Origin of the sequence: Haloarcula mannanilytica, from assembly GCF_005406125.1 — an archaeon.
GTDB lineage: Archaea > Halobacteriota > Halobacteria > Halobacteriales > Haloarculaceae > Haloarcula > Haloarcula mannanilytica.
Genome location: NZ_BIXZ01000003.1, coordinates 57,716 through 78,177, shown reverse-complemented (window position 1 = coordinate 78,177; position 20,462 = coordinate 57,716). Strand labels below are relative to the sequence as shown.

At 63.0% G+C, this 20,462-nt stretch carries 23 protein-coding genes; 9 read left to right on the top strand and 14 right to left on the bottom strand.

The annotated features are described in order from the left end of the window. Positions 1-39: 39 nt before the first annotated feature. From Harman_RS11020 to Harman_RS11005, 4 genes are all read left to right on the top strand, one after another. Positions 40-324, top strand: a complete 285-nt coding sequence (locus Harman_RS11020; protein WP_137683852.1) for a DUF7562 family protein — start codon at positions 40-42, stop codon at positions 322-324. 66 nt (positions 325-390) lie between these two features. Further along, positions 391-1,755 carry an RNB domain-containing ribonuclease gene (locus tag Harman_RS11015; protein ID WP_137683851.1) on the top strand — a complete coding sequence of 455 codons (1,365 nt, stop codon included), beginning with the start codon at positions 391-393 and terminating at the stop codon, positions 1,753-1,755. A gap of 256 nt (positions 1,756-2,011) precedes the next feature. Next, positions 2,012-2,752, top strand: a complete 741-nt coding sequence (locus tag Harman_RS11010) for an ABC transporter ATP-binding protein (protein WP_137683850.1) — start codon at positions 2,012-2,014, stop codon at positions 2,750-2,752. Then, entirely contained in the window at positions 2,749-4,359 is a 1,611-nt protein-coding gene (locus Harman_RS11005; RefSeq protein ID WP_200830880.1) for a hypothetical protein, read from the top strand. Before Harman_RS11010 ends, Harman_RS11005 begins: the two co-directional genes overlap by 4 nt. Here the strand turns inward: Harman_RS11005 and Harman_RS11000 are convergent. Further along, entirely contained in the window at positions 4,356-4,958 is a 603-nt protein-coding gene (locus tag Harman_RS11000; RefSeq protein ID WP_137683849.1) for a transcription antitermination protein, read from the bottom strand. The genes Harman_RS11005 and Harman_RS11000 overlap by 4 nt on opposite strands. Before the next feature lie 70 nt (positions 4,959-5,028). On the opposite strand from Harman_RS11000, the gene Harman_RS10995 reads away from it, so the two are divergent. Continuing rightward, positions 5,029-6,210, top strand: coding sequence for an MBL fold metallo-hydrolase (locus tag Harman_RS10995; protein ID WP_137683848.1), 1,182 nt, complete (start codon positions 5,029-5,031; stop codon positions 6,208-6,210). 23 nt (positions 6,211-6,233) lie between these two features. On the opposite strand, the gene Harman_RS10990 is transcribed toward Harman_RS10995, so the two are convergent. The 4 genes from Harman_RS10990 to Harman_RS10975 all read right to left on the bottom strand — a co-directional run bounded on the left by Harman_RS10990 (position 6,234) and on the right by Harman_RS10975 (position 9,109). Beyond that, positions 6,234-6,527 carry a DUF6432 family protein gene (locus Harman_RS10990; protein WP_137683847.1) on the bottom strand — a complete coding sequence of 98 codons (294 nt, stop codon included), beginning with the start codon at positions 6,525-6,527 and terminating at the stop codon, positions 6,234-6,236. Between the two features lie 166 nt (positions 6,528-6,693). Further along, positions 6,694-7,347 (bottom strand): hypothetical protein, encoded by a 654-nt coding sequence (locus Harman_RS10985; protein ID WP_137683846.1) that lies wholly within the window; start codon positions 7,345-7,347, stop codon positions 6,694-6,696. After that, complete coding sequence (locus Harman_RS10980) at positions 7,340-7,702, bottom strand: hypothetical protein (protein ID WP_137683845.1); 363 nt, start codon at positions 7,700-7,702, stop codon at positions 7,340-7,342. Before Harman_RS10980 ends, Harman_RS10985 begins: the two co-directional genes overlap by 8 nt. Positions 7,703-7,762: 60 nt before the next feature. Then, entirely contained in the window at positions 7,763-9,109 is a 1,347-nt protein-coding gene (locus Harman_RS10975) for a PKD domain-containing protein (protein WP_137683844.1), read from the bottom strand. A 148-nt stretch (positions 9,110-9,257) separates the two neighbouring features. Between Harman_RS10975 and Harman_RS10970 the strand changes: the two genes are divergently transcribed. Then, the gene (locus tag Harman_RS10970; RefSeq protein ID WP_137683843.1) at positions 9,258-10,130 is read left to right on the top strand and encodes a DUF7093 family protein; all 873 of its coding nucleotides are present in this window, start codon (positions 9,258-9,260) and stop codon (positions 10,128-10,130) included. Between the two features lie 38 nt (positions 10,131-10,168). Next, positions 10,169-10,561, top strand: a complete 393-nt coding sequence (locus tag Harman_RS10965) for a DUF5611 family protein (RefSeq protein WP_137683842.1) — start codon at positions 10,169-10,171, stop codon at positions 10,559-10,561. A gap of 407 nt (positions 10,562-10,968) precedes the next feature. Here the strand turns inward: Harman_RS10965 and Harman_RS10960 are convergent, their stop codons facing one another. The 3 genes from Harman_RS10960 to Harman_RS10950 form a co-directional block, all read right to left on the bottom strand. Continuing rightward, a complete protein-coding gene (locus Harman_RS10960; RefSeq protein WP_137683841.1) occupies positions 10,969-11,736 on the bottom strand; it encodes an ABC transporter permease in 768 nt (255 codons plus the stop codon). Then, complete coding sequence (locus Harman_RS10955; RefSeq protein WP_137683840.1) at positions 11,733-12,677, bottom strand: ABC transporter ATP-binding protein; 945 nt, start codon at positions 12,675-12,677, stop codon at positions 11,733-11,735. The genes Harman_RS10960 and Harman_RS10955 overlap by 4 nt, the downstream gene beginning before the upstream one ends. A 112-nt stretch (positions 12,678-12,789) precedes the next feature. Next, positions 12,790-13,149, bottom strand: coding sequence for a cell division protein SepF (locus Harman_RS10950; protein WP_004591046.1), 360 nt, complete (start codon positions 13,147-13,149; stop codon positions 12,790-12,792). 143 nt (positions 13,150-13,292) lie between these two features. Here Harman_RS10950 and Harman_RS10945 point away from each other — a divergent pair, with 143 nt between their 5' ends. After that, a complete protein-coding gene (locus Harman_RS10945; protein ID WP_137683839.1) occupies positions 13,293-13,712 on the top strand; it encodes a hypothetical protein in 420 nt (139 codons plus the stop codon). Between the two features lie 42 nt (positions 13,713-13,754). Here Harman_RS10945 and Harman_RS10940 read toward each other — a convergent pair whose 3' ends face one another. Beyond that, a complete protein-coding gene (locus Harman_RS10940) occupies positions 13,755-14,234 on the bottom strand; it encodes an RNA-binding protein (protein WP_014041256.1) in 480 nt (159 codons plus the stop codon). 95 nt (positions 14,235-14,329) lie between these two features. On the opposite strand from Harman_RS10940, the gene Harman_RS10935 reads away from it, so the two are divergent. Further along, a complete protein-coding gene (locus tag Harman_RS10935; protein WP_137683838.1) occupies positions 14,330-15,241 on the top strand; it encodes a cobalamin-binding protein in 912 nt (303 codons plus the stop codon). On the opposite strand, the gene Harman_RS10930 is transcribed toward Harman_RS10935, so the two are convergent. The 5 genes from Harman_RS10930 to Harman_RS10910 all read right to left on the bottom strand — a co-directional run bounded on the left by Harman_RS10930 (position 15,238) and on the right by Harman_RS10910 (position 20,451). Then, positions 15,238-15,609 carry a DUF5658 family protein gene (locus Harman_RS10930; protein WP_137683837.1) on the bottom strand — a complete coding sequence of 124 codons (372 nt, stop codon included), beginning with the start codon at positions 15,607-15,609 and terminating at the stop codon, positions 15,238-15,240. The two genes, Harman_RS10935 and Harman_RS10930, sit on opposite strands and share 4 nt — an antisense overlap. A 94-nt stretch (positions 15,610-15,703) precedes the next feature. Then, positions 15,704-16,519, bottom strand: coding sequence for an SAMP-activating enzyme E1 (gene ubaA, locus Harman_RS10925; protein WP_137683836.1), 816 nt, complete (start codon positions 16,517-16,519; stop codon positions 15,704-15,706). A gap of 96 nt (positions 16,520-16,615) precedes the next feature. Then, on the bottom strand, positions 16,616-17,602 hold the full coding sequence (locus tag Harman_RS10920) for a methyl-accepting chemotaxis protein (protein WP_137683835.1): 987 nt from the start codon (positions 17,600-17,602) through the stop codon (positions 16,616-16,618). Between the two features lie 90 nt (positions 17,603-17,692). Then, positions 17,693-19,195 carry a carboxypeptidase M32 gene (locus Harman_RS10915; protein ID WP_137683834.1) on the bottom strand — a complete coding sequence of 501 codons (1,503 nt, stop codon included), beginning with the start codon at positions 19,193-19,195 and terminating at the stop codon, positions 17,693-17,695. An 86-nt stretch (positions 19,196-19,281) separates the two neighbouring features. Next, positions 19,282-20,451, bottom strand: coding sequence for an acetamidase/formamidase family protein (locus tag Harman_RS10910; protein ID WP_137683833.1), 1,170 nt, complete (start codon positions 20,449-20,451; stop codon positions 19,282-19,284). Positions 20,452-20,462 lie beyond the last annotated feature (11 nt).

The following is a 20,462-nucleotide window of genomic DNA, read 5'->3' as shown; positions in this document are numbered from 1 at the left end:
GCGAAAAGCTCTAAACGCTGTCAGTCGCAACGGGTTCGTATGTTCGGGTCCCGGAACTCCCGGGGGGAGTCAGTCACCTGCATCGCGTGTGGGGAATCCATCCCGCGGTCCGACGCCCGCGAGTACGACAAGCACGGGGACCGATGGGACCGCCGGGACAAGGCGTTCGAGCACCTCTGTAAGGCCTGTTTCGCCGACCTGTGCCAGCAACCGCGGGACGGCCTCGAAACGACACTCGACGCCGCCGGGGCCGGTGAGACCGACCGGGCGACGTTTCTCGAACGGTTCCGGGAACTCTCCGAAGACGACGCCAACAGAGACTGAGACGTGGGAGTCACAGCCCAATCCCACCCCGACAGCCCTAACTACGCCCTGTTCGTACCGGGTGACATGACTACAGACGACGCGCAGGCGGCCGCCGGGACCGCCGAGGGACAAGGTCCCGTTCAGATTGACGAGGAGATGGCCCGGCATCTGGAGAACAAACGCGAGGAGCTGTTCGAGAAGTTCGGTATCCCCGACGAGTTCCCACCCGAGGTACTGGAGGAGGCCAAAGAGCGCACACAAGACGTGCAGGCCGAAATCGAGGACGAGGTCGACGAACGCGAGGACCTCCGGGAGATGACGACTTGGACGACCGACCCCATCGACGCACAGGACTTCGACGACGCCATCTCTATCGAGGAGCGCGAGGACGAAATCGTCCTCTGGGTCCACATCGCCGACGTGACCCACTACGTCAACCCCGACACGGAGATGTGGGACCAGGCCGTCGAGCGCGGGAACACCGTCTACCTCCCGGCCTACACCGTCCACATGCTGCCGCCCGTCCTCGCCGAGACCGTCTGTTCGCTGGTCCCCAACGAAGACCGCCTGGCCCACACCGTGGAGATGCACCTCGACAAGGAGAACCTCGGCTACGAGGAGATCAACATCTACAAGTCCGTCATCCGCAGCGACGCCCGGCTGACCTACACCGAGGCCGAGCGCCTGCTGGATGAGCCAGAGACCGCGGAAGACGTGCTAGAGGACCAGAGCGTCGACCTCGCGGAGAAGACCGAGCGCGTCTGGGAACTGGCCGACCGGATGCACGAACAGCGCAAGGAGGAGGGGTCGCTCGTCCTCAACCCCGCGCGTGACCGCGCCCACACCATCATCGAGGAGTGCATGCTGAAGGCCAACAAGGCCGTCACGCACGAGCTGATGTGGTCTCGTGGCGTCGAGGCGATGTACCGCGTCCACCCCCAGCCCAGCCCCGACGAGTGGGACGAGGCCTTAGTCGAGATTCAGGAACTGGACGGCGTGTCTATCCCCGGCGACGCCTGGGACGATCCGCGGAAGGCCGTCAACGCCACGCTCGAACAGGCCCCCGGTCGCCAGCTCGATAAGATCCAGTGGGCCGTGATGAAGGTGATGCCCCGCGCGAAGTACATGAACGACCCCTTCGGCGGCCACCACGCACTGAACTTCGAGATCTACGGGCACTTCACCTCGCCCATCCGGCGGCTCTCGGACCTCATCAACCACTGGATCGTCTACACCAACGACGTGCCCGAGGACCTCATCGCGCTGTGTGACCGCGCTAGCGACCGCCAGAAGGACGCCGAGCAGTGCGAGCGCGAGTACAAAGACTTCCTGCAGGAGGTCGGCCTGGACCCGTCGGCGGTCAACAACCGCGGCATCGAAGTGGTCGAAAATCCTGATGACGAGGACGAGGCGGACGCAGATGCAGCCGACGCAACCGCCGAAGAGTAACGGTTAGTCTATTTGTTATTGGATGGTTGGTTTGGTTCTGTAATTACCGTCTTCGAGAGCCAGAAAGCCCCCGCGTTCTCAGCTCCCGCGCCTCGCTGTGCGCGCTTCGCGTGCTTGCGTCGTCTCGAACGCCCAGCGACAGGGGGCTTTCTGGCTGTTCAAACTCTAACTCCAGGCTGAAGGAGATCAAGCCCACATTCCAAAGACGCGCCTATCAACAGGAAGACCTTTTGAGAAACGGGTCGGCACTGCCCGTATGTGCCCTCCAGCACCCGCAATCGTCACCGAGGGGTTGACGAAGCGCTACAGTGGCGTCTCGGCGATAGAAGACCTCGATCTGTCGGTCCCGCGTGGCAGCGTCTTCGGCTTTCTCGGTCCCAACGGCGCGGGCAAGACATCGACGATTCGGGTTCTGACGACGCTGACAAATCCAACAAGCGGCTCGGCCCGGGTCGCGGGCGAGTCGGTCGCCGACCGCGCTGCGGTGGTCGAACACATCGGCTTTCTCCCCGAAGAACCGCCACTGTACGACGAACTCACCGGCCGGGAGCAGTTGGAGTACGTCGCCGGCCTGCGCGGCCACGAGGACTGGGACCGCGTGGAATCGCTGCTCGACCGGTTCGACCTCGACGAGGACGCCGACCGGCGCGTCGAGACGTATTCGAAGGGAATGAAACAGAAACTCGGGCTGGTCCAGGCGCTGTTGCACGACCCCGAGGTTCTCTTTCTGGACGAACCGACCTCGGGCCTGGACCCGCGGGCGGCCCGGACGGTGCGTGACACCATCAGCGAGGTCGCGGCCGCGGAGACGACCGTCTTTCTCTCGACGCATATCCTGCCTGTCGTCGAGGAGTTGGCCGACACCGTCGGCGTGCTGTACGACGGCGATCTCGTCGCGGAGGGATCGCCGGCCGAACTGACCGAGGGCGTCGAGTCCGGAAGCACGCTCGAAGACGTGTTCCTCGACGTGACCAGCGAACAGCCGGACGCACGATGAGACGGCCGAACGGACAGCGAGCGCTCCTGATTGCGCGGACAGAGCTACAGCGGACCTGGCGCAAACTCATGGGCACGACACGCGGGACGCTCATGCTGCTCGGCGGCGGCTTGATGCTCGTCGTCTACAGCTTCGCTATCGGCGCGGCGGCCTTCTTTCTCGGCGGCGTCCTCGCTGTCAGCGAGCCACATACGGTCAGGCTTGCGACGACGGCGGGCATCGTCGGGCTGCTCGGACTCGTCGGCTTCGTCACGCTCCAGCACACGGTGAAATCGGCCGGCGAGCCCGACGCTGCCGACGGATTGCTGACGACGGTCCCCTACGAGGACGCGGCGGCCGGGCTGCTCGCCGCTGAGGTCGGTCGCGTGTCGCTCGCGCTCACCGTCCCGGTTCTGGCGCTGGTGGGCGGGCTCGCAGTCGGTGATGCCGGCGTTCTCGTCGCTGTCATCGTTCTCGGTGGTTCGGTCACAGTCGTGCTGCTGGGGACCGTTCTGGGCTTCGGAGTGGGGCTGGTGACGAAACTGGTCGCGAACCGTTCGGCATTCGTCGCCAGTCATCGCGCGAGCGTCGGGGCCATCGTCTCCCTCATCTTCCCGATTGGCTGGGTTGCGATGACGGCCGTTCCGACGATACAGCTTCGCGTGCTCCAGTTGGCGACCCAGTCGCCCCTCTCCTGGCCCGCCGACGTGGTCCTGCTCGTGCTGGGGACCGGCGGCACTCCGGTAACCGCCGTCGTTGCCACAGTGGGACTGGTCGCAACGATTCCTGTCGGCGTGGCGGCCTGCCTGTGGCTGGCCGGGCGGGTCTGGTACGCCGACCCGGTCCAGCCCGACCACGAGTTCGACGCCGACGAGCGGACGCTTTCAGATCGCCTGCTGAAAGGGCGGGTCCCGACAGCGACTCGCGTCGTGGTCCAGAAGTCCTGGCTCCGAGCCAAGCGAGCCCCGGTCACCGTCCAGTTCGCGGTCATGCCGTTTTTCTTTCTGGTGTATCACCTCCAGATCGTCGTTCTAGAGCGGGTGGTGCCGCCGACGCTCCCGCTCACCGCTGGCCTCGCCAGCGCGGCGGCGTTCGGCGCGGCGTTCTCGCTCAATCCGCTCGGCGGCGAGGAAGGCGTGCTCCCGCTGACGCTGACAGCCAACGTCTCGGGTCGGGCGTTCGTCACTGGACTCGTCCTCGCGGGCGCGCTCCCCAGCGTCGCGGTCACGACGCTTCTGGTGGTCGGCCTCGGGGCCGCGGCCGGGACGCCGCCGGTCACGCTCGCTGTGGGACTCGCGACCGCGCTCGTCGCAACTGTCGCCGCGCCGGCCATGGCCGTCGGCTCCGGCGTCGTATTCCCGAAATTCGAGTCCTCGTCGGTGCAGGGCCGCGAAGTGGTCGTCCCCAGCGGCTGGGCGTTTGGGCTGTACTTCCTTGTCCTCGGCGTGGCCGTCACGCCGGCCAGCCTCGCCTACCTACTCGCTGTTCGTGACCTGTTCCAGATACCGCTCGGCACACCGTGGCTCCTGGGCGGCGGCCTGGCGATGACGGTGGTAATAGCGATTGCGGGCGCTGTCGCGGGCTTCCTCTATGCCGCCAACCGCGTGGCGACCTACCGACTGGATTAGCAGATGGGCTTTGGGTCCAGTCCCATCGCCTCCAGCGTTGTCGCGTAATCGTCGTAGGCTGCTTCAATAGCCTCAGTCGCGGCCGTTGCCGCCGTCTCACGCTCAGATTCCGAAAGAGCACCGAGCGCAGTCTCACCGTGATTGAGCGCCGACGCTCCCTGTCGGATCTCACGGAACGTATCAGCCCGCCCTTCGTCCGCCTCGTTGACGAAGAAGCTCACCACCTGCAGGTAAAACCGGTCGGCGACCAGCGGCGCGGCGACGAGGCCAGCCCCGACGCGGTTCGCGGTTCCGCTGACGGTTTCGAGATGGTCGATGAACGCATCGGAGTCCCCCACGTCTGCGTCGATGCGGTCGGCCCGCTCGGCCGCACCCGCAGCGGCCGCCTCGAACTGGGTCGTTGCGGCGTCGTCGCTCTCGCCGGCCCACTGATCGAGCACGCGTGCGAGTCCTGACTCGCGCGCCGCGGCCGCCGCGAGCACTGCTTCAGTCTCCAGCGTCGCGTCCGTCGCTGCGATGAGTGCCTTATCCGATCCCAGTCTGTTGCGCTCCGTCTCGGTCCGGTCGCGAACGGCGTCGATAGCGGCCCCTGCGTCCATACGTCCGCTGGGCGCGGGACGGGCTTGAAATCCCCGCCCGATTTATCCGCCGAGCGGCGCTACAGTCAGCATGGCCGAGGACTATCCCGATCCGCCCACGGACCCACCGTCGCTGTCGACAGCTGCGTTGCAGTCGAAACTCGACGCCGGCGAGTCGATTCGATTGCTCGACGTGCGCGACCGCGACGAGTACGAACAGTGGCGGCTCAGCGGCGATTCGGTGACGGCGACACAGCTGCCCTTCCCGAAGCTCCTCCAGGCGAAAGTGACCGGCGAGGTGGACGACCTCGTTGCAGCGGTGGCCGGTACCGGGCCGATAACGGTCGTCTGCGCTCGCGGTGAGGCCAGCGCCTTCGTCGCCGGCCTCCTGACAGAACACGGCTTCGAGGCGCGGAACCTCAGCGACGGCATGGAGGGGTGGGCGCGCCTCTACGAGGCCCGCGAGATTGCCTGTGACGCCGCCACCGTCCTCCAGTACCGCCGCCGGTCGTCGGGCTGTCTGGGCTACATGGTCGTCAGCGACGGCTCGGCCGCCGTCGTCGACCCGCTCCGGACGTTCACCGACCGATACGTCGCCGATGCCGTCGACCGCGACGCCACGCTCACCTATGCCGTCGACACGCACGTCCACGCAGACCACATCAGCGGCGTTCGCCGCCTCGCCGCCGAAACCGACGCCGAACCGATCCTCTCTGAGCGCGCGGCCGACCGCGGCGTCGCCGCTGACGTGACTGAACTAGCCGACGACGAAACATTACAGGTCGGCTCAGTCACGCTAGAACCCAACCCGCTACCCGGCCATACAACGGGGATGACCGGTTTCACCGTCGGTGCTGTACTCTTAGCCGGCGACAGCATCTTCCTCGACAGCGTTGCCCGGCCGGACCTGGAAGCCGGCGCCGACGGCGCTCGCGACCTCGCCCGCGACCTCCACCGGACGCTGACCGAGCGCCTCGCGGCGCTGCCCGACGAGACACGCGTTGCGCCGGGCCACTACAACGAGTCGACTACACCGGCGGCCGACGGGACGTTCACGGCCACCCTCGGTACCCTCCGCGACCAGCTGCCCGCATTCGAGATGGAGCGAGAGGCGTTTGTCGAATACGTCTGTGACGACATCCCGCCGCGTCCGGCCAACTTCGAGCGAATAATCGCGATTAATCTCGGAACAGCGACAGCCGACGATGACACCGCATTCGAACTCGAACTCGGGCCGAACAACTGTGCGGCCACGCCGTTGGACGTGGCCTGACGCCGCTGCAAGGGTGGGGCCCCCTACAGGGGGAGTCGCTTGCGAATCTGGTCGAGAATCGATTCCGCTTCGTCCGGTTTTGACTCGCCCACCACGCCCTCTCCTGGAAGAATGACTGTCCGCTCCCCGTTGTCCTCGACCTCGATGAGACCGTCCGCCTTGAGAGCGGCGAGCGCGTCCTCAATCCGGTCGATGTTCTCCTCCGTCCGCGACCGAAGTTCGAAGACGGTCATCCCCTCCTCGCGGCGGTCAGCGAGCGCATCGAGCACCGCAACCTCGGTGTCGTCCCGGTCACGATACTCCGGCTTCGCTCTCATACTCTCCTCTAAAACCGGCTGGGTCTAATCTTTGTCCCTCGTCAGAGTCTAACATGGGTGCCTGATCGACACGCCGTAAAATGTTGCAGCGATAAGACTGACTCCTGAGCGGCGAGGCCGTAGGCGAAAACGCTCCATGGCTCGTGATTCCGAGTTGACCAACTCGCTACCGCCAATTATCGTGGTAAGCTGGTCCCTCTTGAGTGGTAGAGCCATACTTTGCCATGAAGATTCGGAGCGACCATTCGTCGGTATAGTACTTGTACGCCCAATTGTATTTAATGTAAGTCGTCTCGAACACTCCGCCATCTTCCGTAGTGAACGTTATATTGACTGTATCAGCGATGTATGTGTGGTCTTGTTCGTCATTGTTATTATACTCCTCTACAATGACGTAGTATGTCCATAGCGGATCAAGCCGGTCGTCTCGGGTGTTGGTGAAGTTTGTTGTATCTCGCATTTCATACGTAAGGTGGTATGAATCGTTCTCAGGGAAAGCCTCTCCTTCAACAGAGGCATCATCTCTTGAGAGGTATTCCATCTCTTCATCGAATTTTTCAAACTTCTTTGCCTTACTGGGATCTCCTTCAGTGGCAGATTCGGTTTCTATTTCAGGTTCTTCTGTAGCAACTGACTCGTTCTCAGTTTCCGTAGCTACAGATGTTGGGGTCTCAGTAACTTCTGTCGTGAGTTCTGGCGTCTGCGTTGACGTAGCTGTCTCTTCGACTGGTCCACTGCCTCCCGCAAACGCGGAACAGCCGGCAGAAATAATTAACAGTGCGATAGCGACAGAGCTGATCATAGTTCTGATCTTACTCATGATTCTGAGTCTCGTTTTTTAGGTCTATTTTCTTGTTTTCTTTTTGAACGGACGGAAGAGTCAGAGCTTTAATCGGGGTTGGCAAAGGTTCTGGTGTCAAACCAGTTGCCGACCGTCTGTCCACTCCCTCCGATGGTGAATCAAGCACAGTCCCGCCAACGGATACGAACGCGATCAGGGCACTGACAAAACTACCCCCGGACTGGATACCAGGTATCAATAAGTCCCCATCAGCAGACTCACGGAGGTTCGTCACCATGATAACTGGAGCGACGACTGGTAGCAGGAGAGTTTCTGCAATCATCACTAACAGGAACAAAACTATCTCTCCAGTTTTTCTATGTCTATCAATCATATTTTGAATTTATCTACTATTCTTTATAAATTCTATCTTCATAAAACAGAATTGAGGATATTACCAGAAACTCCAACCTCCTCCGCCATTATTGCCACTGCCATCGTTGCCACTGCCACCACTATCGGCGCTGCCGTCATCGCCACCATCAAATAGACCGCCGAGTAGACCGCCATCATCATCGTCACTACTGCTACTGTCGTCATCACTGCTACTGCCACCGTCATCGCTATCGTCATCGAATAGGCTACCATCATCGTCGTCACTACTCTCGAACGGATTGTCGTCTTCTATCGATGGTCCGTCGGGCAGTGAAGCATCCTCGTCGTCGTCATCGCCCCCTCCGTCTGGGTCCATCAAGTTATTCGGTACGCTAGAGTCCGGACGGGTGCTACCGGAGTTGGAACTATCATCATCACTACTACTACCACCATCATTGCCATTACTCCCATCATCATTGTCACTACTGCTACCATCATTCTTCACTTTTTGTCGCTTTTGTCCTATCGTTGCTTTCTGCTCGTCAACAGTCTCCTCACTAAATGTCTCTCCGCGACCGTCCTCAGAGTACCTGTTCATATTCTCCTCCTCGATAATTTGGCTGAGTTCACCATCCACGTGCACCCACAAACCATCTCGCCCGTCAGTGTCAACGATGGTATCTTCGACGGTCATGGCAGCCGAAGTACACCCCTGATGCTTATTGCCACTATCGTAGTAGTTTATCGTTCCAGCCGGACAACTATTCGAACTGCTACCACCACCACCTGAGCTAACTATCTGTACTGTCTGATTAGAGACGCCACGCCGTCCGGCAGCATCGTAGGCGACTGCACGGACGGACACGGAGCCGGAGTCGTTGAACGTATGCGTAATCGTCGACGATCCGTTCGCACCGGCGAGTTGCGTCCGGTTCCGTGCAGTCCCATTGACAACCCAGGCGAGCGTTCGAAGGTCGGCCTCACCGGCGGTCACATTGGCAGTCAGATTTCGCTGTGAGCCAGTGGGGAGCGCAGTCGGGGCCGAAACAGAGACTGACGGCCCACCGGCGGCTACCACGTCGACCCGAAGTGTGTCCGATTGCGATACGCCGTTGTCATCAGTGACGGTGACAGTGACGTTGTACTGACCGGTGTCGGCCGGTGAAAACGTCGTCTGGACGCAGGTCGAGCAGTCTGGCGTGTGCGTCGTGCCGTCCGGGGCTTCGATGGACCACTCGACGTGCTCGATTGTCCCGTCGGGGTCGCGCGAGCCGTTGGCGTCCAGTTGGACTGTCGCGCCCCGCTCGACAGACTGGTCCAGTCCGGCGTCGGCAAGCGGCGGCTGGGTCCCAGTCGCTACTGCCGTCCCGCCGAGAAGCGCCGAAAGGGCGAGAACCGACAACGCGAGGAGCGACATCCGGTGCATTGGCGTAGGGTTGCGTTTGTATCAGTTATAAAATTTCGTAAGCTAGGGTGAAATTAAGATGGGCGTGCCAAATAATGGTTTAGCATCTTTCATGAATCGTCGAGCTAACGGGCAGGGTTTAAGTACGCCACGGTGGGAAGTTCTGGCAATGGGTCTCAAATGTTCCGTCCTCGGGCACAAGTACGGTGAGACCACCGTCGAGCGCGAGCGCGAAGAGCAGGGTAGCGAAGTCGTCATCACCATCCAGGAACGGGAGACCTGTGAGCGGTGTGGAGACACGCGTATCGTTTCGGAAAACAAGGAGGTTACAGCCATCGAGACACCGTCCGATATCGCGAGCGATCTCGTCGAGGATGACGAGGAAGGCGATACGGCGGCGGAATCCACCAGCGAGCCGGCCACCGATGAGACGGTCGAGGGAGCGGGCGAGACAGACGACGATGACGCGGGGAGTTCGGACGGCTGGGATAGCGTCGACGACCCGGTCGAAGCACCGGGCGACACAGGAGTCAACGATGGTGTCGCGGATGACGGCGAGCCGGTCGATCCGTCAGCCGACGACGCCGAGATTATCGACGACAGCGGCGAGTCGGAGGCAGAATCAGACGAGGAAGGCGTCGACGTGGAGCTAGACGAGCCGACGACGACGGTCGACGTGCCGGACGCCGAAGGCGAGGAACCGGTGACCGAAGACGAGACCGACCCGGAGAAAGACGATGGACTCATTCTCGGCGAGGAAGACGAGGAGACGGAGCCGGCCGGTGGCGACCGCCAGCCGGGCGAGTGGCCGGACGAGCCGGGCGACGACGGGGACGACTGGTCGCCGGAGACGATGCCCGCCGATACCGGCGACGAGTCGGATGTCGAGCCGGTCAGCGACAACGCCGTGACGGTGCCGGAGGGCGAGTTCGCGTGTCCGGAATGTGGGTTCACCACCGAAGTGGAGTCGACCTCGCTGCGCGAGGGTGACTTCTGTCCGGAGTGTCACAAGGGCTCACTTATCACCCAGCGCGAGGAGTGAACGCAAAGGGTAAGACAGCCCCTCGCAAAAACTCGCCCATGCGAGAGTACAAGATGCGACGGGGCGAGCATCTCGAAGACCGCGTCCCTGACATGGAAGCGTTCGTCGAGGAGTACTTCGGCGAGGTAACCGACACGGAAGAGTACGAGGGCAACGACCTGCTGGTCGTCGACGACCCCGACAACCCAGTGTTCGACCGGGTCGTCGCGGGCCGCGTCGAGTACGGTTCCAAGAAGGACAAGCTCGCGCTGCACATCGACGAGCGACCGGCGGAGGATGTTATCGCCGAGGGCAACGTCGACGCGGCCGAGGACGCCGTCGCCATCAAGAACGATTTCCTGGAGGAGGCGACCGACCGCGACGCGAAGGCACGCCGCGATTCGCTGAAACGCTCGGTCGAGGACGACGCCGACGCACCGGACAACGTCTGAGGGCGGCCGCCCGGTCGGCGAAGCCGTGAGTTCCGGGCGAGCGATACAGCACCATCGTTCTCGGCGTGGACTGCATCCGTCAGGCACTCGTTCGGAGAAGTTCCGCTACCGAGTGCCGCCAGTATCATTCAGCGTCAGACAGGCGTCACATCTAAATACGGTTGTGGCATACATTCACATACGCCCCGCCCGGAGGCGCACAGAAGTATCCGGGCCACGAGACACCCTCGTGTTGCCACGGAGCCAGTTCCGGGGCAGCCTGTCATAGTTTGTCCGCCTGCCGGAGCGGACCCAATCCGGCATTCGAGCGCGGCCAGGTCAGTTGGCGAGCCAGCGTCCCCGTTTTTCGGACGATATTGCGATACCGACGAGGGAGAGCCCACGAAGAGTCAAGCAGCCGAGGGACCCTACTCAGCGAGCCCGTAGCCGCGCTTGAACAGCAAGTAGTCGACTGACAGCACGACCACGGTCGTCCCGGTCAGGACGGCCAGGGACGTGTTCGGGTCGATTTCGGTGACGCCGATCATCCCGTAGCGAACGCCGTTCACCATATACACCATCGGATTAAGCAGCGAGACGTTGCGCCAGAACGCCGGCAGGACTTCCAGCGAGTAAAACACCGCACCGAAAAACACCAGCGGCCGGAGGATGAACTGGTTCATCACCGTGAGGTAGTCGAAGTCACTCGCCCACAGACCGCCGATGACGCCCAGGCCGCCAAACAGCGTGGTAATCACCAGCAGGAACGAAACGAGATACACGGGGTTGGCGACGGGGACGGAGGTGAATACCAGTCCCACGCCGACGATCAACAGCGACGTGACGATGCCCCGGAGCGCGCTGGCCGAGACGTAGGCGGCCACCATGCTTCGGTTCGACATCGGCGACGTGAGGACGGCTTGAATGTAGTCGTTCCAGCGCCCGTGGAAGATGGTGAAGGAAGCGTTCTCGAAGCTATCGGAGATGGCCCCCAGCACGACAAGTCCGGGCAGGACGAACTGGAGGTAGCTCACGCCCGCAATTTCACCGATTCGGCTCCCGAGAATCACGCCGAACACGGAGAAATACAGCGCGTTCGTGATTATCGGCGGCAGGAACGTGTTGTACGGCCGGCGCACGAACCGGAGTATCTCCCGTCGGACCAGCGTCAGGAACTGTGTCGCATTCGCGTTCATGCGGACACCTCCGCGTACTCGCGGTCATCGCGGGTCATGTCCACGAACACCTCTTCGAGGGACGCGCGGCGGATCTCCAGCGAATTGACCGTATGTCCTTTTGCCTCCAGTTCGCGCATGATGGCCGGCGCGGTCTGGCTCCCGCCCATCGCGGTGACGGCCAGCCCCTCGTCGGTCAGTTCGATGTCGGTGATCCCCTCAACATCGAGTCGCGGGGCCGTCCGCGGCATCTCGGCGAGTTCGAGGACGATAGTGTCCGTCCCGCGAGCCATCAGGTCGTCGGGCGTCGCAACCTCGACCTTCTGTCCGTCGTCCATGATGGCGACCCGGTCACAGAGGCGTTCGGCCTCCTCGATGTAGTGCGTCGTCAGCAGAATCGTCGTACCGGCGTCGTTCATCCGATTGATGATGTCCCAAAGGTCGTGGCGGAGCTGAACGTCGACCCCGGCCGTCGGCTCGTCGAGGATGAGCAGGTCCGGATCGGAGACGAGCGCACGCGCAAGGACGAATCGCCGCTTCATCCCGCCGGAGAGCCAGTCGAAGCGCGTGTCGCGCTTGTCCCAGATGCCGACGGTCTTCAGCGCGTCTTCGGCGCGCTCGCGGGCCTCTTTGCGGCCGATACCGTGATAGCCCGCCTTGTGTTCCAGCACCTCGATGATGGGGAAAAAGCGGTCGACGTTGAACTCCTGTGGCGCGACGCCGATGCGGTCGCGGGCCTCCCGGTAGTCGTCTTCCACGTCGAAGCCGAACACCTCGGCGGTTCCCGCGTCCTTGTGGACGAGACCGACCAGCGTGTTGATAAACGTCGTCTTGCCGGCCCCGTTCGGCCCGAGCAGCCCGAAGAACTCGCCTTGCTCGACGGTCAGTTCCAGGTCGTCGAGCGCCTGGACATCGCCGTAGCGCTTTTGTAACCCACTGGCGCGTATCGCCGGTTCAGTCATTGCCGCCCTTAGCGTGGCGACACCGAAAAACGCATTGAAGCCTCCGAAAACGGGCAGTTAGACTGATACGAACTACCAAGCGAGACAGAATAGCACGGTCCAGTAGAGTGAGCTACCGGCCGAGGCGTTCCCGGGCGATGCCGACGCCAGCCGGCGTGATGATGAGCTGGTCGTCGTCCTTCTGGACGATGTCGCCGCCGACCTCGTTGGCGACCTGCTTGAGTTCGTCGCTGATGTGTTCCATCGTGCGGTCCTGCGTGGAGTGTCGCGTGATGTCCGCGACGACTACATCGCCGTCGTAGACGGCGTCTTTGATGTCAATAACGTCCTGCTTGTCGCTGATACGGGCGATCCGGACCTGGCGTTCGAGTTCCGTCCCGGTCATCTCGAATTCGTTCGCGTCCAGTTCGACGTAATCCTCGGTGTTCCGCGAGGATCCAGACTCCCCGAGGATCTTGCTCATCAGTCCCATGTCACTCACGGCGTCCGCTACCCGTTTCAACTTTTCGTCCATCGAACGTGTCGCCACAGCAGCCCCTGACTAGCCGCGGTAAGCATCAGGAACACGTCTACTGCACAAAACGTTATTCAGCGGCGGGACAAATACCGACAGCGATGCGTCTGCCCTCCAGCAAAACGACCCCCATCACTGTCGCGGCCGTCGGTGGCGTCCTCTATGCCATCGGCGTGCTGTCGTGGCTATTTTCGAACGGCGTCTACTTCACGTCACAGGAGCCGGCGACCCTCGCGTTCGGGGCCGGCTACGCCGTCATCGGAATGGTCCTCACGGGGGCTGTCCCGTTGTATCTCTGTAGCCGGCTTTGGCTTGTCACGCCGGTACTCGTGACGCTCTGGCTGCTCGGCAACACGGTGTCCGAGTGGCTGTACGGGACGCATCTCCACCCGCTGTCGTCGTATCTCACCGTCTGGCCCCTGCTGCTCGGGGTCGCCGTGGGTGCTGGTGGTGTCGAAGCACTCGTCAGAGTCGGCCTCGACCGCGGCGTCGGCCGGTTCGGACTCCGACCGCTGGTGTAACAAACGGAAATCGCCGGGCAGACAGCGGACGATCGCTCGACGCTACACCGAGAACTCGAACAGGTCGTCACCGACGTGGTGCAGCGATTTGACGACTTTCCCGCTGTCGCCGACCATGTCGTCGCCGTCGGTCTGTGCGCGGCCGACGGCGAGGAACTTCCCGTGGGACTCCTCGTTGATGACGACGAGGTCGCCCTCGCTGATATCGTCGTCGGCCTCGGTGATGCCCGGCCGCATGATGTCAGCGCCGTCCGAGACGAACGAAACGGCCCCGGCGTCGACGGTGACGATGTGTTTCTCCGGCGGGTACTGATTGGCTCCCTGGACGGTCAGGAACGGTTCGCCGTTCAAATAGAGGACGAGCGGGTCGCCGTCGACGAGGACGACATCCCAATCGCTGTCGTCGAACTCGACTTTCTCGAAGCTGTCCGCGTCGAGTTCGACACCGAGGTTCTCCGACAGCGCCGTCGTGATGGTGTCGACCTCGTCCGAGCGGAGGTGGTGTCTCGACTTGACTTCCATGCCCGCGTCTCCTCGGCGACAGACGGTAAGCGTAACGAAGCACGGGAGCGGTGTGGTGGACGCAGGTTTTTGTCCGCGCGGTCCAAGGTCGGGGTATGCGAGTCGTCACGCTGCTGCCCTCGGCGACAGAAATCGTCTACGCGCTCGGCGTTGAGCCGGTCGGCGTCTCACACGAATGCGACCATCCGCCGGCGGCCCGCGAGAAGCCGTCCGTCAATCGGTCGCGCGTCGACCCGGAAGCCTCCAGCGGCGAGATTAACGAGCAGGTCGCGGCCGCCGAGGAGAGCGACGGCGTCTACGCCATCGACCGCGAAACGCTGGCGGCGCTTGACCCGGACCTCATCATCACCCAGGGTGTCTGTGACGTGTGTGCCGTCGACCACGTGCTGGTCGCCGACGCCGTTGAGGAGTTAGGACTGGACGCCGACGTACTGACGCTCGACGTTCACAGCCTCGGTGACTTATTCGAGTCAATCCACCGGGTCGGCGCAGCGGTCGGGTGCGACGACCGCGCCGCCGAACTTGTCGCGGACCTCCGGGACCGGGTCGCGGCCATCAAGACGACTGCGGCACGGGCCGAGACGACGCCCCGCGTCGCGGTGCTCGACTGGCTGGACCCGGTGATGGTCGCCGGGCACTGGGTACCCGGGATGGTCGAGACGGCAGGTGGCACCTACGGGATGGAAGAACGGGGCGCACACTCTCGACCCCGCGAATGGGAGGAGGTCCGCGAATACGACCCCGAGGTGCTTGTCGCCGCGCCGTGTGGGTTCGACGTGGCACAGACCCGCGAGAACCTCGCTGACCTGACCGAACGCCCCGGTTTCGACGACCTGACCGCGGTCCGCGAAGGCCGGACCTACGTAATGGACGGCCACCACTACGTCAACCGCTCGGGGCCGCGGCTCGTGGACACGCTTGAGTTCCTGGCGGCGCTCGTCCATCCGGATCTGTTCGACGCGCCGCCACGGGACGCCGCCGTCGAACTCAGGACCGTCCGGGCCTAAGCGGCGGCTGCGGCCAGGCCAACGTAGGTGTTGCCGACCACGACCGCCGCGCCGAGCGCCACGATGGAGAGCAGCCAGGCTCGCCACAGCGGGACCCGTTCGACGAGGTCACGACACTCAAGCAGGACGACGCCGACGTAGAGGACGACAGCCATCTTCAGGGCGATGACGAGCAGCGGTTCGTGAATCAACAGAGTTCGAATCCAGGGGTTGGCTTCCAGCCCAGGGCCGGCAAAGCGGGCAGCAAACAGCGTCGACAGCGCATCGCCGAAGCCCCAGACGAGCACCAGCGAGAACACGAGTTCGACGTAGCCGGGCTTCCGGAGGCGAACCGAGAGGGGGTGGGAGGCGTGGTCAGGGCGGGACATGAGAGGCGGTACCGAGAATCACGGCTATCGGCGCATAAAACTCGGTTCTCCAGTATCAGCAGTGAGAATTGAGGAACAGCACGGAGCGAGTCGGTCAGTCCTCAGCGAGCGAACAGCGGCCCTCGTAGCTGGCGTCGGCGACGCTGGCGATGGCCGGGTCGTCGCCACACACCGGGCAGTCGGGGTTGGCGGCGACGGGGATTTCCTCGAAGGACATCTCCGCGGCGTCGTAGGCGATGAGCCGGCCCTCCAGCGTTTCACCGTAGTCCATAGCGAGCTTGACGACCTCGGTCGCTTGCATGCAGCCGATAGTCCCCGGCAGGACACCGAGGACGCCCGCCGTCGCGCAGTCGGGGACAGTCCCCTCCGGCGGCGCTTCCGGGAACAGACAGCGGTAACACGGGCTGTCGCCGGAAAAGGTCGTCACCTGTCCCTCGAACTGGAAGATCGCCCCGTGGGAAAAGGGCGTGCCCGAGAGGGTGCAGGCGTCGTTGACGAGGAATCGCGTGGCGAAATTGTCGGAGGCGTCGACGACGATGTCGTAGTCGGCCACCAGGTCGGTCGCGTTCTCCCGCGCCAGCCGCAGCTCGTGGCGGTCGACGGTCACGTCGGGGTTGAGGCCGGTGACGAACTCGGCGGCACTGTCGACTTTCGGCCGCCCGATGTCGTCGTCGCCGTGGATGACCTGCCGCTGGAGGTTCGACCGCTCGACGGTGTCGTCGTCGACGATGCCGAGCTGGCCGATGCCCGCGGCTGCGAGGTACTGAAGCACTGGTGCGCCGAGGCCGCCGGCCCCGACGACCAGTACGTCGGTGTCAAGGAGTGCGGCCTGGCCCTCCGGCCCCACGTCGTTCATGATGATGTGCCGGGAGTACCGGTCAAGCTGTTCGGGATCCAGATCCGGTCGCATAGCGACGGTTGGCAGCCCGGAGAAATAAACGCCGGGTTCATCGTGGGAGCATATTCGAGCCCAGTACCGATACAAACGGCCAGAACAGCTAGCCGCTCAGTTGTTGCGCTGGAGGTCCGCCACGAGGTCGTCTATCGCCTGGTTGATGTCGCTGATGAGGTCAGTCTGTTCCATAGATTCGTCGGCGATGTCGGCCGTGCTGTCGGCGATACCCTCGGCGGCCGTCGTGGACTGATCGACCATGCTCGCGACTTCCTCGGTCGAGGCGGCCTGCTGGTCCGTGGCGGTGGCGACCTCCTCGATACCGTTGTTGACCTCGCGGACGGTGTCGTCGATTTCTTCGAGGATTTCAGTCGACTCCTCGACGGTGTCGATACCCTCGTCGATCTCCTCGTTGCTCTCTTCCAGGCTCTCGACGGCGTTTTCGGTATCGTCCTGGATGCCGTCGATCATCCCCTCGATGGTCGTCGCCTGCTCCTGTGACTCCTCGGCGAGGCTCTTAACCTCGTTGGCGACAACGGCGAACCCTTCGCCCGCTTCCCCTGCGCGAGCGGCCTCGATAGACGCGTTCAGCGCCAGCATGTTCGTCTGGTCGGCGATGTCGTTGATCACGTCGACGATCTCGTCGATCTCCTGGACGCTTTGCTGGATCGTTTTGACATCCTCGGCGACGCTGTCGGCCGCCTGCTGGATGTTCTCCATTGCCTCGTGAACGTCGTCGGCGTTCCCCTGCCCGCGTTCGGCGAGTTCCGTCGCTTCGCGGGAGGCCGCGGAGACCTCCTCCGCCGAGGAAGCGATCTGTTCGACCGACGCCGAGAGGTTCGAGATCTCGTTTGCGACCTCCGACATCCCCTCATACTGCTCGGCGGCCTGTTCGCGGATGTCGTCGGTCTCCTCGGCGATGCCGACCGACGAATCTTCTAGTTCGGCAAGCATCGTCTGGATCTGGCTCGCCGCCTCGTGACTGTAGCCGGCTTCCGTGTCGATGTCTTCCGCGATGTCGTCCTCGATATCCGCATCGATATCATCGTCGATCCCCGACCCTGTTTGGTCTGCTACGTTTTCCATCGGTCTCTCGGCCATAGTAGTCATCAAAATGGGACGGGAATATAAAAACGGGATACCCAATAGTATCACAGACGATATCTGGAACGGTGAGTTTCGCCCATCGTGTTAGCAGTCGTATAGCTCTCGGTACTTCTCGTCGACGTAGTCGAGGAAGTGCTCGGCGGTGAAGGATTCCCCCGTCGCTTCCCGAACGAGGTCGTCGGTCCGATAGCGAGCGCCGTGCCGGTGGACGTGTTCAGTGAGCCAGTCGTGGATCGGCCCGAACTCGCCGGCGCGGACGTGGTCGTCGAAGCCGTCGATGTCCCGCCGGGCGTGGTGGTCCAGTTGCGCGGCCAGCACCGACCCGAGCGTGTAGGTAGGGAAGTAGCCGAAGGCCCCGTTGGTCCAGTGGATGTCCTGCAGGCAGCCCTCGGCGTCGGTGTCAGGCCGGATACCGAGATACTCCTCCATCTTGTCGTTCCAGACCTGGGGCACCTCGGCTACGTCGAGGTCCCCGCGAATGAGGTCCCGCTCGATTTCAAAGCGGACGATGATGTGCATGTGATACGTTAGCTCGTCTGCTTCGACCCGGATGAGGTTGTCGTCGTACACCTCGTTGGACGCTTCGTAGAACTGCTGTGCGGTGGCTTCGGTCCCGAGGTGGTCGTTTGCGGTGTCGGCGAAGAAATCCCAGAACGGCTTCGAGCGGCCGACGTGGTTCTCCCAGAAGCGGGACTGTGACTCGTGGACGGAGAGGTCGCGGTTGTCGCCAAGCGGCGTGCCGTACTGCTCTTGCGGGAGCCCGAGTGTGTAGGTGGCGTGGCCGAACTCGTGGATGGTCGACCCGAGCGCGTCCAGCGGGTCCTCGGGGGTGAAGCGAGTGGTGACGCGGGCGTCGAACTGTGTCCCCATCGAGAACGGATGGGGCGCGGTGTCGAGGCGGCCGCGGTCCCAGTCGTATCCCAGCGCGTCCAGCGCCGTCTCGACGAGATCGTGCTGGGTGTCGTCGTCGTAGGTGCCCTCGAAGGGGTCGGCCAGCGTCACGTCGCTGTCGGCGATGTCGTCGATGAGCGGCACGAGCGCGTCACGGAGTTCCGTCAGCACGTCCTCAGCGGTGTCGATGCCGAGATACGGCTCGTACTCCTCGAACAGCACCTCGTAGGGGTCGCGGTCGGGATCGATAGCCGCGGCGTACTCCCGGCGGAGGTCGACCAGTTCTTCGAGCGTGTCGGCGAACGCGTCGAAGTCGTCCTCGGCCTTGGCCTCCTTCCAGACCGGCAGGGCGTTGGAGGACGCCTCCGAAATGCGTTCGACGAGGTCGGCGGGGACCCTCGTCGCCCGCTCGTGGTCCCGGCGGACCTCCCGAACGACGGCCTCCTGCTCGTCGTCGAGGTCGGCGTCGTCAAGTTCGTCTAGCCAGTCGGCCAGGTCGTCGTCGGTCAGCAGTTCGTGATGGAGCGTCGAGATGGCGGAGGTCTGCTTCGCCCGGGCCGGCGTCCCGGCGTCGGGCATCATCACCTGCTGGTCCCAGTTGAGGACACCACCAGCGTCTCCGATGTAGTGGAGGCGGCGGACGTGATCCAGGAACTGCTCGTACGTGGACTCGCTGTCCTCGCTCGCTGTTGCCATACAGCGGGATTAGGCCGGCGACCCTAAAGAAGCGGTGTCGCCGGAAAACAACGCACGTGCCGGCGACACAACCAGTTATCGGGTTCTTAGAAGCTCTCACCCAGATTCTGTGGGTCGATTTCGAAGCCGTCGGTGAAGATGCTCTTCGGGATTTTCCCGTGAATCCCCTTGTTGATATCCACAATCTGTGAGACGTTGAAGTCCCCGGCGAGACTCAGCAGTCGGTAGGCCTCCGTCGGCGTCATGTCTTTCTGGTGGACGAGCAGGGAGATCGCCTCGCGGAGCGCCTGTTCCATCGCGTTGTCGAGGTCGTCGTTGATGCCCATGACGTAGACATCCTCGTCGGTCTCGGCGATGGGCCAGTCCATCTGCTCGGCGTTCTTGTGCAGCGTGAACCGGAACGTCGGCGTCAGCGATGTCTCCAGGGCGGTGAGGTCGACTTCGCCGTTGCCCTGCAGCGCGTGCCCGTCGCCGGTGAAAAACAGTGCGCCAGGAACGAAAACCGGGAAGTACAGCGTCGTCCCGACGCCGGTGCCCTGGACATCGATGTTGCCGCCGAACGGACCCGGTGGCACTGAGTTCACCCGCCCCGTCGTCGCCGTCGGACCGACAGCCATGATTCCCTGGAACGGTTCCAGCGGAATTTCGGTGGTATCACTGAGTTCCGCGACGCCCCGGTCGAGGTCAAATTCGATCACCTCGCTGTCGTTCCACGTGAACTCCGAGGGAAGGCCGCCTTTCCGCTGTCGCATCGTGTTCGCGCCGTAGGGGACACGGAAGTCGATATCCAGCACTTCGACCTCCAGCACGTCGCCAGGTTCGGCGTCCTCGATGTACACCGGCCCGGTGACGACGTGTGGGCCACCCCCGTCGTGGGGGACTTCCTCGTAGACACTGACCTGGTCCTCCAAAATTTCGGATTCCGGAATCCCCGCGCTTGTGAAGAATTCCTCGGGACCGGGCTGGTCTTCCAGGATACCTTCGTGGGATATGGTCTCAATCTGGACCACCGAGCCTGATTCGACCCGTTCAACGGGGTCCTTTGTCGGGTCGATTGCGCCCCATTCCACGTTCTCGGTCGTTGATTCGACGACTGTATCGACTTCATACTCCTCATCCGCTTGGCCGTCGGCCTCTGTCTCGTCTTCCTCCTGTGCGGCCGCGAGGTCGATGTTCTCCCCGAGAAGCTGCGAGCCGGTTCCGGCCCCGAGGACGCCCAACGCGCCTGCCGCTTTCATGAGTCGTCTTCGTTTCATCGCTCCACGTC

Bases quoted from the DNA above. Each gene is read 5' to 3' on its own strand.
- Harman_RS11020 (WP_137683852.1), top strand. From the start codon at position 40: ATGTTCGGGTCCCGGAACTCCCGGGGGGAGTCAGTCACCTGCATCGCG.
- Harman_RS11015 (WP_137683851.1), top strand. From the start codon at position 391: ATGACTACAGACGACGCGCAGGCGGCCGCCGGGACCGCCGAGGGACAA.
- Harman_RS11010 (WP_137683850.1), top strand. From the start codon at position 2,012: ATGTGCCCTCCAGCACCCGCAATCGTCACCGAGGGGTTGACGAAGCGC.
- Harman_RS11005 (WP_200830880.1), top strand. From the start codon at position 2,749: ATGAGACGGCCGAACGGACAGCGAGCGCTCCTGATTGCGCGGACAGAG.
- Harman_RS11000 (WP_137683849.1), bottom strand. From the start codon at position 4,958: ATGGACGCAGGGGCCGCTATCGACGCCGTTCGCGACCGGACCGAGACG.
- Harman_RS10995 (WP_137683848.1), top strand. From the start codon at position 5,029: ATGGCCGAGGACTATCCCGATCCGCCCACGGACCCACCGTCGCTGTCG.
- Harman_RS10990 (WP_137683847.1), bottom strand. From the start codon at position 6,527: ATGAGAGCGAAGCCGGAGTATCGTGACCGGGACGACACCGAGGTTGCG.
- Harman_RS10985 (WP_137683846.1), bottom strand. From the start codon at position 7,347: ATGAGTAAGATCAGAACTATGATCAGCTCTGTCGCTATCGCACTGTTA.
- Harman_RS10980 (WP_137683845.1), bottom strand. From the start codon at position 7,702: ATGATTGATAGACATAGAAAAACTGGAGAGATAGTTTTGTTCCTGTTA.
- Harman_RS10975 (WP_137683844.1), bottom strand. From the start codon at position 9,109: ATGCACCGGATGTCGCTCCTCGCGTTGTCGGTTCTCGCCCTTTCGGCG.
- Harman_RS10970 (WP_137683843.1), top strand. From the start codon at position 9,258: ATGGGTCTCAAATGTTCCGTCCTCGGGCACAAGTACGGTGAGACCACC.
- Harman_RS10965 (WP_137683842.1), top strand. From the start codon at position 10,169: ATGCGAGAGTACAAGATGCGACGGGGCGAGCATCTCGAAGACCGCGTC.
- Harman_RS10960 (WP_137683841.1), bottom strand. From the start codon at position 11,736: ATGAACGCGAATGCGACACAGTTCCTGACGCTGGTCCGACGGGAGATA.
- Harman_RS10955 (WP_137683840.1), bottom strand. From the start codon at position 12,677: ATGACTGAACCGGCGATACGCGCCAGTGGGTTACAAAAGCGCTACGGC.
- Harman_RS10950 (WP_004591046.1), bottom strand. From the start codon at position 13,149: ATGGGACTGATGAGCAAGATCCTCGGGGAGTCTGGATCCTCGCGGAAC.
- Harman_RS10945 (WP_137683839.1), top strand. From the start codon at position 13,293: ATGCGTCTGCCCTCCAGCAAAACGACCCCCATCACTGTCGCGGCCGTC.
- Harman_RS10940 (WP_014041256.1), bottom strand. From the start codon at position 14,234: ATGGAAGTCAAGTCGAGACACCACCTCCGCTCGGACGAGGTCGACACC.
- Harman_RS10935 (WP_137683838.1), top strand. From the start codon at position 14,330: ATGCGAGTCGTCACGCTGCTGCCCTCGGCGACAGAAATCGTCTACGCG.
- Harman_RS10930 (WP_137683837.1), bottom strand. From the start codon at position 15,609: ATGTCCCGCCCTGACCACGCCTCCCACCCCCTCTCGGTTCGCCTCCGG.
- ubaA (WP_137683836.1), bottom strand. From the start codon at position 16,519: ATGCGACCGGATCTGGATCCCGAACAGCTTGACCGGTACTCCCGGCAC.
- Harman_RS10920 (WP_137683835.1), bottom strand. From the start codon at position 17,602: ATGGCCGAGAGACCGATGGAAAACGTAGCAGACCAAACAGGGTCGGGG.
- Harman_RS10915 (WP_137683834.1), bottom strand. From the start codon at position 19,195: ATGGCAACAGCGAGCGAGGACAGCGAGTCCACGTACGAGCAGTTCCTG.
- Harman_RS10910 (WP_137683833.1), bottom strand. From the start codon at position 20,451: ATGAAACGAAGACGACTCATGAAAGCGGCAGGCGCGTTGGGCGTCCTC.